This is a genomic window from Thiothrix lacustris DSM 21227 (assembly GCF_000621325.1).
Taxonomy (GTDB): Bacteria; Pseudomonadota; Gammaproteobacteria; order Thiotrichales; family Thiotrichaceae; genus Thiothrix; species Thiothrix lacustris.
In genome coordinates, this window is the sequence record NZ_JHYQ01000002.1 from 1 (window position 1) to 16,939 (window position 16,939).

Below are 16,939 nucleotides of genomic sequence, written 5' to 3' on the forward strand. Positions count from 1 at the left end.
CTCGTCAAAACCAATATGGCTAAGTCTGTATTGGATGCAGGGTGGTCAATGCTGAAAACACAACTTGATGCAAAATCGAAAGCGATGCAAGGCGTGTTTCTCGACGTCAACGAAGCGTACAGTACCCAAGCCTGTTCGTGCTGCGGAAGCATTTCCGTCAACAGTCCGAAAGGTAGAGCAGGACTTGGAATAAGAGAATGGACATGCCCCGACTGTGGGGAGCTGCACGACAGAGATGTCAATGCAGCCCGGAACATTCTCACGGCAGGACATTGCCGTCTCGCAGGAGGAATCCCCCGGCTTTAGCCATGGGGAGGATGTCAAGCAAACATGCGCTGCGGATGGGGCGTGAGGTGGATAGCATTGCTACAGATGCGGTTTCCCTGTTGATGGGGTACAGCTACCCCGGCAATGTACGCGAACTGGAAAACCTGATTGAGCGCGGGGTGGCCTTGGCGCGGGGCAGTGAATTGACAGTGGCGGAACTGCCAGCGGCTTTGGCGGAACAGGTTGTCCACGCCCTGCCGGATGCGCAAGGCGACTTGCCAACCTTGGGGCAGCGTGAAGAGGAATACATCCGCTACGTGTTGGAACACAGCGACGGCAACCGCACCAAGGCGGCGAATATTCTGGGTATCGACCGCGTGTCGCTGTGGCGCAAGCTGAAGAAGTATGGCTTGGCAGAGGGGGAGGAGTAACGCCTTCTTGAGATCTATTTTAATTTTTAAACTTTATTGTTATGAATACCATGCAACTAGATATCTTTACCAAAGCCCTTGCCGATCAAACGCGTTTGCGTATTTTATTGCTATTAGTCGGCAGGGAAGAGTTATGTGTTTGTGAGCTGACTCAGGCCTTAGCATTGGCTCAACCGAAGATTTCCCGCCACCTTGCGGTGCTGCGTGAAAGCGGTTTGTTGTTGGATCGTAAGGCGGGGTTATGGGTCTATTATCGCCTGCATCCTGAATTGCTTTGTTGGGCATTGGATGTGTTGGAAAATTTACGTTTAGGCAGTGAAGGCGAAGTGCCTTTTCAGGTTGACCGTGAGCGTTTGGCAGGGGCTGAGCGTATGAGTGTCGTGTGTGGATCTTGTGCTTAACCAGTATATTCGCTAAAACAGATATGACATACTGTTACGCGGATCATTAAGTAATGTTTTGTACATCTGGAGATAACTATGCGTGAATCATCCCCGCCCTTGCACAGTTCTATTGTGGCTTTGGCGTCACTGGCGGCGGGCATTGCTGCGAAACATCCCAGCATGGGTTTGTGCCAAGTCCAGCGCTTGCGCTCTTTAGGCGTATCGGAAGATCACATCAATACCGTGGTGGAGATTGCTCGCCATATTCGTGATGAGGCGGCACAAAAACTGGATACTGCTTTTGATGAGCAGTTTGGCGTGGAAGCCGTTGTCGTGGCAGGAGAGGCGTGCTGCACACCCACGGCTTCAGGGCAGGCGTGTTGCTAATGTTACTTATAGGAAGGTCGTGGTTTTTACCGTTAGCGGCGCTGGTTTGGTTTGCCCTTTATCAGGCTTTATTGCCTATTTCGGAAACGCTGGTGGCTTTATTGCCATTGGAGCGTGAGAGCCACCTTGGTGGTGCATTACAGTTCTTTTTATACGATACACCCAAGGTATTGCTGCTGCTCACCGGCATTGTGTTTGTGATGGGGATCATCCATACCTTTGTTTCACCAGAGCGTACTCGTGCGTTGTTGTCTGGTAAGCGTTTAGGTGTCGGTAATGTGATGGCCGCAACGTTGGGCATTGTCACGCCGTTTTGCTCTTGTTCTGCCGTACCGCTGTTTATTGGTTTCCTGCAAGCAGGTGTGCCGTTGGGGGTAACGTTCTCATTTTTGATTGCTGCGCCGATGGTGAATGAAGTCGCGCTTATTCTGCTCTTCGGCTTATTTGGCTGGGAAGTGGCGGCGTTGTACCTGTTGATGGGTTTGGCGGTGGCTATCCTTGCCGGGTTGCTGATTGGCAAGCTGGGGATGGAGCGCTATCTGGAAGACTGGGTGCGGGCGATGCAAAACACACGTTCAGCCGATGTGACAGGTGCTCGTATGACGTGGGCTGAGCGTATCGGCCACGGTTTCCAGCATGTGCGTGAAATCGTCGGCAAGGTGTGGATTTACATCGTCATCGGTGTGGGTGTGGGGGCGTTGATCCACGGCTATGTACCAGAGGATTTCATGGCTTCATTCATGGGTAAGGATGTGTGGTGGGCAGTCCCTGCCGCTGTGGTGTTGGGTGTGCCGATGTATACCAATGCTGCTGGTGTGATTCCCATTGTGCAGGCATTGCTAGCTAAAGGGGCGGCGCTGGGCACGGTGCTGGCATTCATGATGAGTGTGATTGCCTTGTCTGCCCCGGAAATGATCATTCTGCGTAAGGTACTGAAACCACAACTGATTGCCACATTTGCGGGCATTGTGGCATTCGGCATTTTACTGGTGGGTTATGTCTTTAATAGTGTTTTATCATAGTTGATTCGGGAGTTTTTATGGAAATTAAGGTACTCGGCACAGGTTGCGCTAGTTGCAACACGACTTACAAACTGATCGAGGACATCGCGCGTGAAAAAGGCGTGACGCTGGCATTGGAGAAAGTCGAAGACCTGCCGACCATCATGGGCTATGGGGTCATGTCTACACCGGGTGTGGTCGTGGATGGCAAGGTTGTTCATGCCGGTGGGGTTCCTTCTAAGGCCAGTGTAGAAGGCTGGTTGGCGGGGATGCCAGCGGCGGGCGGTTGTTGCAGTGGTGGTAAGTGCTGCTAAGTTAAGGGCAGGGGTGTAGGTTTACATCCCCTGCCCACTGCGGTTAATCCATCATTTCCAGCCGTTCCATCAACTTGTCGAGTGCAGCTTTGGCGCATTCTGCATCCTTTTCGCCGCCGGGTGCGCCGCTGACGCCGATAGCCCCAAGCAATGAGCCACCGCTTTCGATTTTCAAGCCACCTTCCAACATCAGAATGCCGTCGACCTCGTTCATTTCATCTTTGATGTCAGCACGGTTGGCGCGAAATTCGGCGGAACTGGCACCTGACATAATGACCGCGTTGGCTTTTTCTTCGGCGATCTGCATGGTGAAACGGGCTGCCATCGTGTCGCGTAACAGGGCTTGCACCGATGCGTTGCGGTCAACCACGACAGCAGCTACGTTGTAGCCTTTTTCGCGGCAGGCGAGGACGGACTCATGGGCAATATCCATCGCCAGCTCCATTGAAATCTGCTTGACGCTGATAAAGTTCGAGGGTTTTTTTGCCTCGTCTTCGGCGTGTGCCAGATTCAGCGATGCCAGCAGGGTGGTGAGCAATATGATGGGTATACGTTTTTTCATACTATCCTCCTAGGGGAAAAGGTGATGGTCGTTTGAATGTTAGCACTGAATGCCCGCTTTTACTCGGCTTCAAGCTGCAAGTAGGTCTGATGCACATTGCGCCCATGCAGTTCTTTCGCCATTTTCAGGAAGCTGAATGCCTCATCCGCTGACAGGCGTTTGACGGCATCGCCTAAATCTTCCATTTCCTCCAGCGACTTGCCGACGTTCGTTACCAGCCAGTCGAGGTAATCGCCGGTATTTTTCTGCGCGGTTGCCAAGTCGTTGGGGTTGCCATGCCCCGGAATGATGTGTTCTGGCTTGAGTTCCGCAACTTTCTTGAAGGTGACCTGCCAATCTTTCACGTTGGAAATGTCCGGCAGTACGCCCAGCATCCGGTCGTTGAATACAGTGTCTCCGGTGAACACGACTTTTTCCTTGGGCAACCACAAGACCGCATCGCCGGGGAAGTGCGCATCACCGAGGTAACGCAGCGACATTTCTGTGCCGCCGATGCTCAGGGTTTTTTCATCGCCGTCGAAGGTTTCGCTGGGGAATTTCACTTTCAGGTCTTCGGGTTTACCGCCAATGCCACTGGAGAGGCGCATCCGGTTCATGGATTCCTGATTTTTTTGGCTTGCCACGGTTTTGGCGAGGGCGCTGACTGGGATTTTCTGGGCGAGGAAATAGCTGTTGCCCATCCAGTGGTGGTCTTGCACGCCGATGTTGATCACTTGCTTGATAGGCTGGTCGGTGACGGTTTTGACGGCAGCTTCCAGCATTTTGGCGCTGGCTTCGGTGGCACTGGAGCCAACCAGTACTACACCGTCATTGGTGATAATGAAACCACTGGTGTTATTCATGCCCTGATTTTCCGGGGTGCGCTCGCCGGTATCGCCAACGATGGCGTAGACATTGTCCGTGACTTTTTGCGTGGTGGGTTCAAACGCATGGGCGGCTTGGGTCAGTAGCAGCAGGCAGAAAGCGGCGGGAAGCAGTTTGCTAAACATAATGATGTTCCTGATGTGGTTCATGAATTTTATATGACAAAGTATGAAATAATTCCATTATATCCGTTTTGGCGAATATAATCCTCACCCATGTTTTACAGATTTAAGGAGTAGGGTCATGGCAACTATCGGTATCAACGGTTTTGGGCGCATGGGGCGTCTGGGTATTCGCGCCGCTTGGGGCAATCCGGCGTTCACTTTCACACAGGTCAATGAAATTGCGGGTGATGCGACGACTTCCGCTCACTTGCTGAAATTCGATTCCGTACACGGCATCTGGCCGCCGGAATGCAGCGCAGACGCTAGCCATATGATCGTTGATGGCGTAGCAATTGCCTATACCTCCAACAAGGAAATTGGTGATACTGACTGGTCGGGCTGTGACATTGTGCTGGAATGCAGCGGCAAGTTCCGCAAAGTCGAGCAGTTGCAGGCGTATTTCGATCAGGGTGTGAAGAAAGTGATTGTGGCTGCCCCGGTGGAGGGCGCGTTGAATATTGTTTATGGCGTCAACGATCAGGACTATGACCAGGCAGTGCATCATTTGCTGACAGCGGCTTCTTGCACCACCAACTGCCTTGCGCCAGTGGTTAAAGTCATGCACGAAAAGGTTGGTATCAAGCACGGTTGCATGACCACGCTGCACAATATCACCAATACCCAGACCATTATCGACAAGGGGCATAAGGATTTGCGGCGGGCGCGTGCTTGTGGCGAATCCATGATTCCCACCACCACGGGTTCTGCCAAAGCCATTGCCAAGATCTTCCCAGCATTGGTCGGTAAGCTCAACGGTCATGCGGTGCGGATTCCCATGTTGAATGCTTCCCTAACCGACTTCGTGTTCGAGGCAGAGCGTGAAGTGACGGCGGAAGAGCTGAACGGCTATTTCAAGGAGGCGTCCGAAACTTACCTGAAAGGCATCCTCGGCTACGAAGAACGCCCGCTGGTGTCGGTCGATTACAAGCACGACCCGCGTTCTGCCATCATTGACGCGCCTTCCACGATGGTGATTGATGGCACGCAGGTGAAAATCTATGCGTGGTACGACAATGAGTGGGGTTACATGAACCGTATGATGGAATTGACGGCAAAAGTAGCCGCGAGTTTGTCAGCATGACACTTGATCTGCGCAATTACCTTACCGTTACCGGCGGTTACTGGGCGTTTACCCTGACTGATGGTGCACTGCGGATGCTGGTGGTGCTGTATTTTCACCAACTTGGCTATTCGCCGTTTCAGGTGGCGATGCTGTTTTTGTTCTACGAATTCTTTGGCATTGTCACTAATTTGGTGGGTGGTTGGTTGGCCGCAAGGTTGGGTTTGAATGTCACCATGCACATTGGGATGGTGATGCAAATTGCCGCTTTAGGGATGTTGTTACCTACGGCCTGGCTGTCTGTGCCGTATGTGATGTTTGCGCAAGCCCTGTCTGGTATCGCCAAGGACTTGAATAAAATGTCGGCGAAAGCGAGTGTAAAAACGCTCGTGCCGCAAGGTGCAGATGTGCGTTTGTTCAAGTGGGTGGCGCTGCTGACGGGTTCAAAGAATGCGCTGAAAGGCTTGGGGTTTTTCCTTGGCGCGGTTTTGTTGCAGATGGTTGGTTTCCAGTATGCCTTGTTGGTATTGGCTGGGGGGTTGTTTGTGGTCACGCTCGTGACCTTGTTGCTGTTGCCGGATGAGTTGGGTAAGGCGAAAGCGAAGCCGAAATTCACACAGGTATTTTCCAATAATGCGGCCATCAACGGGTTGTCGGCGGCGCGATTTTTCCTGTTCGGGGCGCGGGATGTGTGGTTCGTAGTTGCGGTGCCGGTGTTCATGTTTGCGGTGTTAGGCTGGAGCTTTATGCAGGTCGGTGGCTTCATGGCCTTGTGGGTGGTGGGCTATGGTGTGGTGCAAGCGTCTGCGCCGGTTTTGTTGGGGTTGAAAACCCATGCGCCGGGGGCAAAAGAGGCGCGATTTTGGGCGCTGATGCTGTTGTTGATACCGCTTGCGATGGCCTTGGCATTGGGGCAGGGTTGGGATGCGGGTACGGTGTTGGTGGTCGGTTTGTTGGTGTTTGGGGTGGTGTTTGCGATTAATTCTGCGCTGCATTCTTATTTGATTCTTGCTTATGCCGATCATGATAAAGTGGCTTTGAAAGTCGGATTTTATTACATGGCAAATGCCGGTGGGCGGCTGGCAGGTACGGTGCTGTCGGGCTGGTCATACCAGCAGTATGGGTTGGAAGGTTGTTTGTGGTTGTCGGCAGGGTTTGTGTTGGCGGCGTTGTTGTTGTCGTTGCGTCTGCCCGCTGTGCAGGCGTGAGGCGTTAAGCCACGTTATACTGTCCGCATTATTCACAATGGGATGGTTGTTCTCATGTCTCCTAATTTTTTGAATGGCATCACGCTGTTATTGGTGTATCAACTAGTGGGTGAGGTGATCGCTCGTTTAATGAGTCTTCCCGTGCCCGGCCCTGTGATTGGGATGGTGTTGCTGTTCCTGACGCTGTTGTTGCGCAATGGGTTGGAGCAGGTGGTCGAACCGGCGGCGAGTGCTTTGTTGAGTCATTTGTCGTTGCTGTTTGTGCCTGCGGGCGTGGGCGTGATGGTGCATTTTGGGCGCATTGGTGATCAATGGCTGCCGATCAGTGCGGCATTGCTGTTCGGTACGCTGATTACCTTGGCGGTTACGGCCTTGGTGATGTTGGGGGTGCAACGCCTCATGGGTAAGGGGCGTTCCGATAATGCATGATAATAATCTGGCGCAAATCTGGGTGTACCTGTCTACTTCGCCATTGCTGGGGTTGACGATGACGCTGATTGCCTATGGGCTGGCGTATCGGCTCTATGTGTGGGCGAGGTTTAACCCTTTGCTGAATCCCGTGGTGACGGCGGTGGGTTTGCTGATTGCGTTATTGTTGCTGACGAAGACGCCGTATCGAGATTATTTTGCCGGGGGGCAATTTGTGCATTTCTTGTTGGGGCCTGCAACGGTGGCGCTGGCGATTCCTTTATACCGGCAGTTCGGTAAGTTGAAAACGTTGTGGTTGCCAGTATTAGTGGCCTTATTGGTCGGGGTGACGGTCGGTGGCGCTAGTGCTGTGGGTATTGCGTGGGTGCTGGGGGCGGATTCGCAAACTTTGCTATCGCTTGCGCCTAAATCGGTGACAGCGCCAGTAGCAATGGGGATTGCAGAACGGGTCGGCGGTATCCCTTCGCTGACGGCGGTGCTGGTGGTGATGACTGGGATTGTCGGAGCAGTGTTCGGAACGAAGTTGTTCGATTTGATGCGTATCCGCGATGATAGTGTGCGCGGCATTGCGATGGGTGTAGCAGCGCATGGCATTGGTACGGCACGGGCGTTTCAAGTGAGTGCCGAAATGGGGGCGTTTGCTGGGTTGGCCATGGCGTTGTCGGCGTTCGTGGCGTCGGTGCTATTGCCGTGGTTGTTGGGATGGATGAGGTAGGTATGATGGTATTAAGTAAGGCGTTGGCTGCATGGGGTTCGGAAGATTTCCAGGCGGTTTTTAAGCAAGAAGTGCAGGCGTTGGGAACAGCCGCCTTACCTTTGCAGGCAGGCATGGCGCATAGTAGCCATGTGAGCGGCGATGAGATGACTGTTATCGTACTGGAGGTTGCAGAAACCCCTAACTTACTTCAGGTTAGAACTGGTATTTTTTACGCAGGGGTGATTGCCGGAAGTTGTTGTGCGGATGATCCCAGCCCGGTGTGCGAACAGCAGGAGTATTGCGAGCTGCGTTTCGATATTGACCGGGCGCGTGCAGGGGTGGCTGTGGTGTTGCCATTATTTTAGCCAATTGATAACGATAAGAGGGGAATAGGGAGTGATGAATCTTACCACTACGACTCGCCAGCGCTGGGCGTGGGCGTTTTATGACTGGGCGAATTCGGCCTTTATCACCACTGTGATGGTGGCGTTTTTTCCGATTTTTTTCCGTAAATATTGGGCGAATGGTTTGCCGTCGGAAGATATTACCTTGCATCTGGGTACGGCGAATGCTTTGGCGAGTGTCTCGATCATGTTGCTTGCGCCTTTTTTGGGGACAGTGGCGGATCAGGGCGGTATTAAAAAGCCGATGATGGCGGCCTTTGTTACCTTGGGGGTGTGTGCCACTTTGGGGCTGACGCTGGTCGGTGAAAGCCAGTGGCAATGGGCAATGTTTGCCTTTGTACTGGCGGTGGTGGGCTTTTTGGGGGCAAACATTTTCTACGATTCGCTGCTGGTGGATGTGGCGGAGGAAAAGGATTTTAACCGGGTATCCGCTTTGGGATATGGGCTGGGTTATTTGGGCGGTGGTTTGCTGTTTGCGGTGTGTGTGTTGTTGACTTTGAAGCCGGAATGGTTTGGCTTGGTAGATAAAACGGCGGCAGTGCGTTGGGCATTCGGGATTACGGCGGCTTGGTGGGCGTTGTTCTCGATTCCGTTGTGGTTGTGGGTGCGGGAACGTGCGCCAGCACAGGCGGTGCGCCCGTCGTTGCCGGTGTTGTTGCGCCAGTCGGTGGGGCAGTTGCGGGATACTTTTCGGCATATTCGCCAGTTACGGGTGGTATGGCTGTTTTTGCTGGCGTATTGGTTCTATATCGACGGGGTGGATACGGTCATCCTGATGTCGGTGGATTATGGCAAGGCGCTGGGGTTTGCCGATGATAGTTTGATTACGGCTTTGTTGATTACCCAGTTCATTGCGTTCCCGGCGGCCTTGGTGTTTGGCTGGGTGGGCAATAAATGGGGGGCGAAACGCGGTATTCTGGCTGGTCTGGCGGGCTATGTGCTGATTACTATCATGGCTTCGCGGATGGAGAATGCGCAGGAATTTTACCTGTTGGCGGCATCGGTAGGGCTGGTGCAGGGTGGTGTGCAAGCGTTGAGCCGTTCCTTGTATGCGAGTTTGATTCCGGCGGAACAGGCGGCGGAATTTTTCGGTTTCTACAATATGCTGGGTAAGTTTGCGGCGGTATTGGGGCCGTTGTTGGTCGGCTGGGTCGGTGTGTTAACAGGTTCGCCGCGCTTGGGCTTGCTGGCAGTGTTGTTGCTGTTTGGTTTGGGGGCGTGGTTATTGTGGAAAGTACCACGCGATTAAGGCTGGTGAAAAACCGCAGGGGCGTGATATGCACGCCCTTGGGTTGGCTAGTTCCGTTGCAATATCAGGCTGATAGCAAGTGCTGGCCATGCATGGCTGGCTGTGCTGGAAGTGGTCTGCCAACCACGCGTCCGCTTTCGTCGTAACGGTAAATGAGGCTGCCTTTTTGTACGCTGATGGTCGTGGATGTGTGGTGTTTCAGGCCATCTTCAGGCCAACGCCCCGGTGCTGAAACGGAAGTGATTTGCTTCCCGTGCTGGTCATAAATATAAATTAATGACCCTTTTTGTACAGCATGTCCGATGCTCATGATTCTCTCCTCGTCTGGTGATGATATTTTTTACTATTATGAATATAAGGGGCTATCCCTTAGAGGGTATCATACCAGTCTGCCGTTCGAAGGAGAATCGGATGAACGTAGGGTTAGCCCCTGTTGTATAGAGGCAACCCTGTGTCGGGGAAATGCTCTCGGGAGTTATTCAGGCCGGTTCTTGCTGCGTGGTGCAGTGGATGCTACCGCCACCTGCGGCAACGCCATCCACGTTGATTTGCTCAATTTTTCGGCCGGGAAAGGCTTTTTGTAAGGTGGCTTTTGCCTTGTCATCGGCCTGTTTGTCGCCGAATTCCTGCATGATCACGGCACCATTGCACACGTAATAACCGATGTAACCGGCGGCGAAATCCTTGGTTTCGTAGGTTTCGCGTACCGTTTCAGGGCCTTCCAGTGTTAATACTTGCAGCTTGTTGCCTTGCGCATCCGTGGCGGCTTGCAGGATTTCCAGATGCCGCTGGGTGACGGCGTGATCGAAGGAGGCCGGGTCAGGGTCGTAACCGGCGACGACTACACCGGGGCGGGCAAAACGTGCGTAGAAATCGGTGTGCCCATCGGTGATGTCCTTGCCCTTGATACCCGGTAGCCAGATGATTTTGTCCAGCCCCAGCAAGGGCATGAGGGTGTCTTCAAACTGTGCTTTGGACATGCCGGGGTTGCGGTTGTTATTGAGCGTGCAGCTTTCAGTCATGATGGCGGTGCCGTGCCCATCCAACTCAAAGCAGCCGCCTTCCAGCACCAGCTTGGTGGAAATGACTTCCACGCCTGCTTGTTTGGCGATGAAGGCGGCGACCTTGCTGTCTTGCCCATGCTGTTGCTTGTTGCCCCAGCCGTTGAAGTTGAAATTGATCGCTGCCTTGTCACCCTGTTCGGTGAGGACAAAGGCGGGGCCGGTGTCGCGCATCCATAAATCATCCAGCGCTGATACGACCAGTTCCACTTTACTATCCAGCAGTTTCCGCGCCAGCTCGACCTCGTTTTCACGCACCAGCAGGGTGACGGGTTCGTATTTGACTATGGTGTTGGCAATGGTGGCAAGGTTGCGGCGGGTTTCTGGCAGCAGTTTCTTGCCCCAGATGGCCGCGCTGGCACCGAATGCCATCCAGGTGCGGGTGTGGCGTTCGCCTTCGTCGGGCATGTACCACTCGCGGGGCGTGCTGGTGGCGGCCAAGGCGCTGCCTTGCATTCCCAGCAGGCTGGCGGTGGAGGCGAGTAAAGTGGATGTCATAAAGTGTCGGCGGGTCATCATGGTTTTGGCTTCTTCAATACGGTGCTATATCATCATAACGGACGTGAATTTCCTGGCTGATTTTCTCCAGTTGCCGGTACAGCGCATCCGCCTCATTCCCGATTTGTCGCATCATGCGTAAGTGATGCATCTGCTCGTTGCCTTTGGCGGCTTGCAGGTTCCTGACCCACCTTACCTGTTCTTGCGCTTTGCTATCAGCCCCTTTTTTTATTTCTTTGTATTGGGATACTAGCGAAAAATAATTGGAATCTTTTTGCGTCATGAAACTCCTCCCACCTGAATTGATTTAACGCACTTGAGATGTCCTCAGGATTATAACGTTCTGTTTCAAGAGCCGCTGTATTAATTTATACTGCAATGCATCATTAATTACGGAAATTTTTACCATGACCATTAAACGCTTTGAAAATCATGTTCCCGATATTCATCCTACCGCTTTTGTGGATGAGATGGCTTACGTCAGTGGGCAAACCACCTTGGCAGAAGGCGTTTCGGTATGGCCCAGCGCTGTGGTGCGCGGCGATATTAACCGCATCACAATCGGGCGGCTGAGCAATGTGCAAGATGGCGCAGTGCTGCACGTTACCCACGGTGGTGAATACACCCGCCCTGACGGTTTGCCGCTGATTATCGGCGAGGAAGTGACCATCGGGCATCGCGCCGTGTTACACGCCTGTACTATCGGCAATCGTTGCTTAGTGGGGATGGGTGCAATCGTGCTGGATGCGGCCGTGGTGGAAGACGACGTAATTATCGGTGCGGGCAGCCTCGTGCCCCCCGGCAAGGTACTGGAAAGTGGTCATTTGTACGTGGGTAGCCCGGTTAAACAGGCACGTCCCCTGACTGAGAAGGAACGCGCTTATTTGCGGTATTCCGCCGAATATTATCGCAAGCTGGCAATACGCACTCAGACATCAGAAGCCTGAACTTAGCTGCCTTACGGTTTGGCCACGACTTTACCATCGGATACTTCCTTAAAATAACGGTAATAACATGCTGTAAGTCAGGCCAATCGCTGCGCTGGCCGAGATGACTTTCATAATATCGGCTTTGTATTTCCATAGGGCAATAAAAGCAGCTACCGCTATGATGACAGTAAACCACTCGAACGGTTGCGCAAACGGCGTTGTGCCCGTGCCGTTAGGCCAGAAAGTGTGCCATGCAAAAAACACCGCCAGATTCATGATGACGCCAACCACCGCAGCAGTCACGCCAGTGAGTGGCGCGGTAAATTTCAGGTCATTACGGGTACTTTCCACCACGGGCCCGGCGGCGATGATGAACAGGAATGAGGGGAGGAAGGTGAAAAACGTTGCGACTGCCGCGCCAGCCAAACCTGCACCCATGTAGCCAACCCAGGTGACAATCATGATTAACGGCCCCGGTGTCGTTTCACCCAAAGCCAAGCCATCCATCATTTGCGCCCCGGTTAGCCAGCCGTAGTGTTCCACCCCGCCTTGATAGACGTAAGGTAACACCGCATACGCCCCGCCGATGGTGAGAAACGCGGCTTTGGTGAAGAAGCTGGCCATCGCTGCCAAGCCTTGATTGCCAGACAGTGCGAACATGGCAATCACCCAGATACTCACGAAAACCACCAGCGTCATGCCGAGTTTAGCCCATGAAAATTGGGCGTGAGAGGGCGTAGGGGTGTGGTCGTCAATCACCGCAGCACCGTATTGCTTGTCGGATGTACCGTGTCCGCCGCCGCTTTTGAATTTATCTGGCATGACTTTACCGCCAATCATGCCCAACAGCGCTGCTGTCAACACAATCCACGGGAAGCCAATATCAAACACAAAAATGGCGACGAAAGCCAAGATTGCCATGCCCCACAGAATGTTGTTCTTCAAGGCTTTTGAGCCAATGCGCCATGCCGCAAATAGTACTATCGCCACTACCGCCGGTTTTATCCCATAGAATAAGCCTTGAACCAGCGGTACATCTCCCCACGCGAGGTAGATAGCGGCTAATGAGGATAGCAAGATAAAGGCAGGCATGAAAAACAAGATTCCGGCCATTACCGCACCTGTCACGCCATGCATCAGCCAGCTAATGTAGATGGCTAGCTGGATCGCTTCCGGCCCCGGCAAGATCATGCAGAAATTCAGCGCGTGTAAAAAACGGTGTTCCGAGATCCAGCGTTTACGTTCCACCAAATCGGTGTGCATCATCGCAATCTGCCCCATCGGGCCACCAAAGCTGATGAAGCCCAGCTTCAGCCAGTATTTGAAGGCTTGCCCCAAGGTTGGTGTGGCGGGCGGTGTCTGTGGTATTTTGCTCAAGCTCAATTCCTTGTGGCGGAGCCGTGATACGGCTATGTATTCAAAGCCCGATCAGCACAGCATGATAGCCTCGGTGTCGGGCAGCATTTAGTATGTCGTAAGCGTAGGCTTGTTCGGGATTATAATCCACGACTATTAACGCCATAGCGGCGTGCCACCGACGGTCAAAAACAACTACATTTCATGTTTGAATCCGCCTACAGTAATAGCGGGACGTTTACTGATTAAAGGGATAGATTTGATTGCTTACCTGACAAGCTGGCTGAACACGGGGTTATTGTTGCTGGATGTGTTCATCATTGCCATCCTGTTGCCGACCGTTGTTCAGCAGCGCCGTGAAACGGGTGCGACCTTGGCGTGGGTGCTGGTGATTGTGTTGCTGCCGTTCGTCGGTTTGTTGAGCTTCTGGCTATTTGGCACGACTCGTCTGCACTTACGTCGCCGCAAACGCCGTAAGGTGGAGGAAAAACTAGCCCGTGCGCTGGAACAGGTACAGGTCAGCCTCAATGGTGAGCAGTTCATCGCGGGTATTTCTCCCTCCTTGCTGACGCTGGTTAACAAGCTCGATGATATTGGCCCGTTGGCGGGTAATGCAGTCGAGATTATGCGCGAGGGTGACGCCTTATTCGATGCCTTGGAAAACGCTTTCGATGCGGCAACCCAACACATCCACCTTGTCTATTATATCTGGGAAGCCGATTATACAGGAACCCGTTTGCGCGATGCTTTGAGCCGGGCAGCACAACGTGGCGTCAATGTCAGGCTGTTGGTGGATGACGTGGGTTCGCGGCAAGCCAAGGCGGGTTTCTTTGCGCCCTTGCTGGCGGCGGGGGGCGAGGTAGAGCGTTTCCTGAAGGTGAATGTCCTCAGCCGTCAATTGAACCTGAACAACCGTAACCACCGCAAGATCGTCATTATTGATGGCAATCTGACCTTTACCGGCGGGATGAACGTGGGTGATGTCTACGCGGGTAGGGGCGAGCCGTGGCAGGATTTGCACGCCCGTATTCAGGGGCCGGTAGCGTATACCTTGCAGGAAGTGTTCTGTCAGGATTGGTATCACGCGACCGGCGAAGATTTGGTGAGCGACACCTATTTCCCGGTGATTCCTGAGGCGGGTAATATTTGCGCCCAGTTCCTTGCCAGCGGGCCTGCGGATGAGCGTTGGCAGGCTATCCATACCGTCTTGTTTGCGGCAATGAATTTGGCGTGCCAGCGTATCTGGATTGAAACCCCGTATTTCGTGCCTGATCGGCCGATTCTGATGACGTTGCAAACAGCAGCATTACGTGGGGTGGATGTGCGCTTGTTGTTGCCGGGGCGTTCTGACCATCCGCTGGTGCTGTATGCGGGGCGTTCCTTTATTGACGATTTGCTGGCAGCGGGGGTCAGGGTGTTTGAAATGTACCATGCGATGCCTCACGCGAAGGCGATGATGATCGACGGTAATTTTGCCACGCTAGGGTCGGCGAATATGGATCAACGCAGTTTCCGCCTCAATTTTGAAGGCAATATGTTCTTTTACGGAACGGAGATTGCGGGCAAACTGGAGCAGGATTTCCTGACAGTGTGTGCCAACGCGAAAGAAGTCACGGAATCGCAGCGCCGCCGCTTGGGTAAACGTCAACGCTTGGCGGAGAGTGTTGCCCGCTTGTTGTCTCCTCTGCTGTAATGTATTGATAATTAAATATTAGAGGCGAGCTATGCAGCCACTACCGTATTATCTGGGTTTACCGTTATGGTCAAACGCGCACTGGAAAGGTTCTTTATTCGGTGCTGATGCCAAACCCGCCGACTTTCTGGCGCAATACGCGCAGGTGTTTAATGCGGTGGAGGGCAATACAACGTTCTATGCCGTGCCATCCGCCGAGATGGTGAGCCGCTGGTTGGCGGTGACACCGGAGAGCTTTCGTTTCAGTTTCAAGTTCCCGCGCACGATTACCCACCAGCATTATTTGATTCACGCGGCGAAAGAGACGCAGGAATTCTTGCATCGTCTGTCACCACTGGGGCAGCGGATGGATGGGCTGATGGTGCAATTGCCTGCGACGTTTTCGCCCAGCGAGTTGTCGATGCTGGAAAGTTTCCTGCGTAGCTTGCCTCGGGATTACCAGTATGCGGTGGAAGTGCGTCACCCGGCCTTTTTTACCCACGCGGCTTCGCGGGCTGCTTATAATGCCTTGCTGGAAGACCTTGGGGTGGATCGGGTGATTTTTGACAGCCGTCCCTTACATGCGGCTGCACCGCTGGATGCGGCAACCCGTGAAGCGCAAAGCCGCAAACCGCGTTTGCCGGTACAACTGGATGTGACAGCAGGTCAGCCTGTGTTGCGTTACATTGGACACCCGGTGCTGGAAGCCAACCATGACTGGTTGGATCGTTGGGTGGCGCAAACGGCGAGGTGGTTGGCAGAGGGCAAGCGCCCGCGCATTTTCCTGCATACCCCGAATAATCATTTGGCTCCAGCACTGGCGCGGTTGTTCCACACCCATTTGCAGCAGCGAGTGCCGGAACTACCTGATTTACCGGCTTTGATAACGGCACCAGAACAGGTGCTGCTCTTATAAAAAAAAGCGCCACCGGGTTGCTTGCAAAGGGGGCTTCTGGTATCCTCACGCGCCTTTAGAGTTTAAGAATCGCAGATCTGGAGTATCCCGATGTCTCGTGTATGCCAAGTAACAGGTAAGCGTCCGGTCACAGGTAATAATGTGTCCCACGCTAACAACAGAACCAAACGCCGTTTCCTGCCTAACCTGCACGCGAAACGTTTCTGGGTGGAAAGTGAAGGACGCTGGGTGCGTCTGCGCGTTTCTACCAAAGGTATGCGTATTATCGACAAGCTGGGTATTGATACCATCCTTGCCGACATCCGCGCCCGTGGCGAAAAAGTTTAATCAACCGGAGGTAACAGCGAATGGCTAAGAAAGGCGGTCGTGATAAAATCAAGCTGGTTTCTTCCGCAGGAACTGGATTTTTCTATACTACAACCAAGAACAAGCGTACTACGCCGGACAAATTAGAGTTCAGCAAGTACGATCCGGTTGTGCGTAAACATGTCATGTTTAAGGAAGCCAAAATCAAGTAATTGATTGGCTTCCTGCGATTCTTTCAAAAGCCCGGCACTGCCGGGTTTTTGCGTTTACGAAAACTGCGATGGAACACACTATCATGTGGATTGTAATAAGCATTGGTATTTTGTTGGCATTAACGCCCCTATTTGTGGGATTTTTGATGTCCCCCTATCAGCAGGTCACGCGAGTGGAGCTGATCAAGGCATCCGCTGATGCTGTGTGGGAAGCGTTGAGTGATTTATCTCAACAGGCACTCTGGCGTACTGATTTGGCCAGAATGCAAATGCTGGATGATGATGATGGCTTGCGTTGGGTTGAACAAGCCGCTGGTGGTCAGCCTGTTGTATTGCGCAAGATCAAGGAAATACCGCTGAAGGAGCTGTTATTAGACTTACGGCAGCGGGGCAGTAAAGGGACACGTCAAGCACGGCTAAGTGCTGTACCAGGCGGAACACGGGTGACATTTACTGAAACCTTAGAAACGCATACGTCGATTGGACGCATCAAGGCGCGTATGAATGGTGACCCCGACAAGCGGCTAGATCATTTTATTCAGCAGTTGAAAGCTCGCTTTGCCGTGTGA

General features: G+C 53.1%; 24 protein-coding genes. 18 read left to right on the plus strand and 6 right to left on the minus strand.

Annotated features, from left to right (window positions below):
- The 6 genes from Q394_RS18660 to Q394_RS18670 all read left to right on the plus strand — a co-directional run.
- Positions 1-306 (plus strand): zinc ribbon domain-containing protein (locus tag Q394_RS18660; RefSeq protein WP_038140123.1); only part of this gene is annotated, 306 nt, incomplete at its 5' end.
- Positions 307-317: 11 nt separating this feature from the next.
- Positions 318-698: an AAA-type ATPase lid domain-containing protein gene (locus Q394_RS0101395; RefSeq protein ID WP_028487705.1), complete on the plus strand. Its 381-nt coding sequence runs from the start codon at positions 318-320 to the stop codon at positions 696-698.
- A gap of 50 nt (positions 699-748) precedes the next feature.
- Positions 749-1,099, plus strand: coding sequence for a metalloregulator ArsR/SmtB family transcription factor (locus tag Q394_RS18665; protein ID WP_038140193.1), 351 nt, complete (start codon positions 749-751; stop codon positions 1,097-1,099).
- A gap of 78 nt (positions 1,100-1,177) precedes the next feature.
- The gene (locus tag Q394_RS0101405) at positions 1,178-1,468 is read left to right on the plus strand and encodes a hypothetical protein (protein ID WP_038140124.1); all 291 of its coding nucleotides are present in this window, start codon (positions 1,178-1,180) and stop codon (positions 1,466-1,468) included.
- A complete protein-coding gene (locus Q394_RS0101410) occupies positions 1,468-2,490 on the plus strand; it encodes a permease (protein ID WP_028487707.1) in 1,023 nt (340 codons plus the stop codon). The genes Q394_RS0101405 and Q394_RS0101410 overlap by 1 nt, the downstream gene beginning before the upstream one ends.
- Positions 2,491-2,507: 17 nt before the next feature.
- Positions 2,508-2,783 (plus strand): thioredoxin family protein, encoded by a 276-nt coding sequence (locus tag Q394_RS18670; protein WP_038140125.1) that lies wholly within the window; start codon positions 2,508-2,510, stop codon positions 2,781-2,783.
- Between the two features lie 43 nt (positions 2,784-2,826).
- Here Q394_RS18670 and Q394_RS0101420 read toward each other — a convergent pair whose 3' ends face one another.
- Both Q394_RS0101420 and Q394_RS18675 read right to left on the minus strand, forming a co-directional pair.
- Positions 2,827-3,345 carry a GlcG/HbpS family heme-binding protein gene (locus Q394_RS0101420; protein WP_028487708.1) on the minus strand — a complete coding sequence of 173 codons (519 nt, stop codon included), beginning with the start codon at positions 3,343-3,345 and terminating at the stop codon, positions 2,827-2,829.
- Positions 3,346-3,404: 59 nt separating this feature from the next.
- Complete coding sequence (locus Q394_RS18675; RefSeq protein ID WP_051542590.1) at positions 3,405-4,334, minus strand: MBL fold metallo-hydrolase; 930 nt, start codon at positions 4,332-4,334, stop codon at positions 3,405-3,407.
- A gap of 118 nt (positions 4,335-4,452) precedes the next feature.
- Between Q394_RS18675 and Q394_RS0101430 the strand changes: the two genes are divergently transcribed.
- Genes Q394_RS0101430 through Q394_RS0101455 form a run of 6 tightly spaced genes read left to right on the plus strand, consistent with a single transcriptional unit; the run spans position 4,453 to position 9,420 of the window.
- Positions 4,453-5,454 (plus strand): ArsJ-associated glyceraldehyde-3-phosphate dehydrogenase, encoded by a 1,002-nt coding sequence (locus tag Q394_RS0101430; protein WP_028487709.1) that lies wholly within the window; start codon positions 4,453-4,455, stop codon positions 5,452-5,454.
- Entirely contained in the window at positions 5,451-6,641 is a 1,191-nt protein-coding gene (gene arsJ / locus Q394_RS0101435) for an organoarsenical effux MFS transporter ArsJ (protein ID WP_028487710.1), read from the plus strand. The genes Q394_RS0101430 and arsJ overlap by 4 nt, the downstream gene beginning before the upstream one ends.
- Positions 6,642-6,695: 54 nt before the next feature.
- Positions 6,696-7,070, plus strand: coding sequence for a CidA/LrgA family protein (locus Q394_RS0101440; protein ID WP_028487711.1), 375 nt, complete (start codon positions 6,696-6,698; stop codon positions 7,068-7,070).
- Entirely contained in the window at positions 7,063-7,785 is a 723-nt protein-coding gene (locus tag Q394_RS0101445; RefSeq protein ID WP_028487712.1) for an LrgB family protein, read from the plus strand. The genes Q394_RS0101440 and Q394_RS0101445 overlap by 8 nt, the downstream gene beginning before the upstream one ends.
- A gap of 2 nt (positions 7,786-7,787) precedes the next feature.
- The gene (locus Q394_RS18680) at positions 7,788-8,132 is read left to right on the plus strand and encodes a hypothetical protein (RefSeq protein WP_038140126.1); all 345 of its coding nucleotides are present in this window, start codon (positions 7,788-7,790) and stop codon (positions 8,130-8,132) included.
- Positions 8,133-8,166: 34 nt separating this feature from the next.
- Complete coding sequence (locus tag Q394_RS0101455; RefSeq protein WP_038140127.1) at positions 8,167-9,420, plus strand: MFS transporter; 1,254 nt, start codon at positions 8,167-8,169, stop codon at positions 9,418-9,420.
- 64 nt (positions 9,421-9,484) lie between these two features.
- On the opposite strand, the gene Q394_RS0101460 is transcribed toward Q394_RS0101455, so the two are convergent.
- From Q394_RS0101460 to Q394_RS0101470, 3 genes are all read right to left on the minus strand, one after another.
- Complete coding sequence (locus Q394_RS0101460) at positions 9,485-9,730, minus strand: hypothetical protein (protein WP_028487714.1); 246 nt, start codon at positions 9,728-9,730, stop codon at positions 9,485-9,487.
- Positions 9,731-9,899: 169 nt separating this feature from the next.
- Entirely contained in the window at positions 9,900-11,000 is a 1,101-nt protein-coding gene (locus tag Q394_RS0101465; RefSeq protein WP_028487715.1) for an agmatine deiminase family protein, read from the minus strand.
- A gap of 13 nt (positions 11,001-11,013) precedes the next feature.
- On the minus strand, positions 11,014-11,262 hold the full coding sequence (locus tag Q394_RS0101470; protein ID WP_028487716.1) for a hypothetical protein: 249 nt from the start codon (positions 11,260-11,262) through the stop codon (positions 11,014-11,016).
- A 124-nt stretch (positions 11,263-11,386) separates the two neighbouring features.
- Here Q394_RS0101470 and Q394_RS0101475 point away from each other — a divergent pair, with 124 nt between their 5' ends.
- On the plus strand, positions 11,387-11,926 hold the full coding sequence (locus Q394_RS0101475) for a gamma carbonic anhydrase family protein (RefSeq protein ID WP_028487717.1): 540 nt from the start codon (positions 11,387-11,389) through the stop codon (positions 11,924-11,926).
- 48 nt (positions 11,927-11,974) lie between these two features.
- On the opposite strand, the gene chrA is transcribed toward Q394_RS0101475, so the two are convergent.
- Positions 11,975-13,285, minus strand: a complete 1,311-nt coding sequence (gene chrA / locus Q394_RS0101480) for a chromate efflux transporter (protein ID WP_156946712.1) — start codon at positions 13,283-13,285, stop codon at positions 11,975-11,977.
- Positions 13,286-13,523: 238 nt separating this feature from the next.
- On the opposite strand from chrA, the gene cls reads away from it, so the two are divergent.
- The 5 genes from cls to Q394_RS0101505 all read left to right on the plus strand — a co-directional run bounded on the left by cls (position 13,524) and on the right by Q394_RS0101505 (position 16,939).
- Positions 13,524-14,957 (plus strand): cardiolipin synthase, encoded by a 1,434-nt coding sequence (gene cls, locus Q394_RS0101485; protein ID WP_028487719.1) that lies wholly within the window; start codon positions 13,524-13,526, stop codon positions 14,955-14,957.
- A 31-nt stretch (positions 14,958-14,988) separates the two neighbouring features.
- A complete protein-coding gene (locus tag Q394_RS0101490; protein ID WP_028487720.1) occupies positions 14,989-15,852 on the plus strand; it encodes a DUF72 domain-containing protein in 864 nt (287 codons plus the stop codon).
- A 90-nt stretch (positions 15,853-15,942) separates the two neighbouring features.
- The gene (gene rpmB, locus Q394_RS0101495; RefSeq protein ID WP_028487721.1) at positions 15,943-16,179 is read left to right on the plus strand and encodes a 50S ribosomal protein L28; all 237 of its coding nucleotides are present in this window, start codon (positions 15,943-15,945) and stop codon (positions 16,177-16,179) included.
- Between the two features lie 20 nt (positions 16,180-16,199).
- Positions 16,200-16,370 carry a 50S ribosomal protein L33 gene (gene rpmG / locus Q394_RS0101500; protein WP_028487722.1) on the plus strand — a complete coding sequence of 57 codons (171 nt, stop codon included), beginning with the start codon at positions 16,200-16,202 and terminating at the stop codon, positions 16,368-16,370.
- Positions 16,371-16,453: 83 nt separating this feature from the next.
- Positions 16,454-16,939, plus strand: coding sequence for an SRPBCC family protein (locus Q394_RS0101505; RefSeq protein ID WP_051542592.1), 486 nt, complete (start codon positions 16,454-16,456; stop codon positions 16,937-16,939).

Coding starts and splice junctions, on each gene's coding strand:
- Q394_RS0101395 (WP_028487705.1), top strand. CDS start 318: ATGTCAAGCAAACATGCGCTGCGGATGGGGCGTGAGGTGGATAGCATT.
- Q394_RS18665 (WP_038140193.1), top strand. CDS start 749: ATGCAACTAGATATCTTTACCAAAGCCCTTGCCGATCAAACGCGTTTG.
- Q394_RS0101405 (WP_038140124.1), top strand. CDS start 1,178: ATGCGTGAATCATCCCCGCCCTTGCACAGTTCTATTGTGGCTTTGGCG.
- Q394_RS0101410 (WP_028487707.1), top strand. CDS start 1,468: ATGTTACTTATAGGAAGGTCGTGGTTTTTACCGTTAGCGGCGCTGGTT.
- Q394_RS18670 (WP_038140125.1), top strand. CDS start 2,508: ATGGAAATTAAGGTACTCGGCACAGGTTGCGCTAGTTGCAACACGACT.
- Q394_RS0101420 (WP_028487708.1), bottom strand. CDS start 3,345: ATGAAAAAACGTATACCCATCATATTGCTCACCACCCTGCTGGCATCG.
- Q394_RS18675 (WP_051542590.1), bottom strand. CDS start 4,334: ATGTTTAGCAAACTGCTTCCCGCCGCTTTCTGCCTGCTGCTACTGACC.
- Q394_RS0101430 (WP_028487709.1), top strand. CDS start 4,453: ATGGCAACTATCGGTATCAACGGTTTTGGGCGCATGGGGCGTCTGGGT.
- arsJ (WP_028487710.1), top strand. CDS start 5,451: ATGACACTTGATCTGCGCAATTACCTTACCGTTACCGGCGGTTACTGG.
- Q394_RS0101440 (WP_028487711.1), top strand. CDS start 6,696: ATGTCTCCTAATTTTTTGAATGGCATCACGCTGTTATTGGTGTATCAA.
- Q394_RS0101445 (WP_028487712.1), top strand. CDS start 7,063: ATGCATGATAATAATCTGGCGCAAATCTGGGTGTACCTGTCTACTTCG.
- Q394_RS18680 (WP_038140126.1), top strand. CDS start 7,788: ATGATGGTATTAAGTAAGGCGTTGGCTGCATGGGGTTCGGAAGATTTC.
- Q394_RS0101455 (WP_038140127.1), top strand. CDS start 8,167: ATGAATCTTACCACTACGACTCGCCAGCGCTGGGCGTGGGCGTTTTAT.
- Q394_RS0101460 (WP_028487714.1), bottom strand. CDS start 9,730: ATGAGCATCGGACATGCTGTACAAAAAGGGTCATTAATTTATATTTAT.
- Q394_RS0101465 (WP_028487715.1), bottom strand. CDS start 11,000: ATGATGACCCGCCGACACTTTATGACATCCACTTTACTCGCCTCCACC.
- Q394_RS0101470 (WP_028487716.1), bottom strand. CDS start 11,262: ATGACGCAAAAAGATTCCAATTATTTTTCGCTAGTATCCCAATACAAA.
- Q394_RS0101475 (WP_028487717.1), top strand. CDS start 11,387: ATGACCATTAAACGCTTTGAAAATCATGTTCCCGATATTCATCCTACC.
- Q394_RS0101490 (WP_028487720.1), top strand. CDS start 14,989: ATGCAGCCACTACCGTATTATCTGGGTTTACCGTTATGGTCAAACGCG.
- rpmB (WP_028487721.1), top strand. CDS start 15,943: ATGTCTCGTGTATGCCAAGTAACAGGTAAGCGTCCGGTCACAGGTAAT.
- rpmG (WP_028487722.1), top strand. CDS start 16,200: ATGGCTAAGAAAGGCGGTCGTGATAAAATCAAGCTGGTTTCTTCCGCA.
- Q394_RS0101505 (WP_051542592.1), top strand. CDS start 16,454: ATGTGGATTGTAATAAGCATTGGTATTTTGTTGGCATTAACGCCCCTA.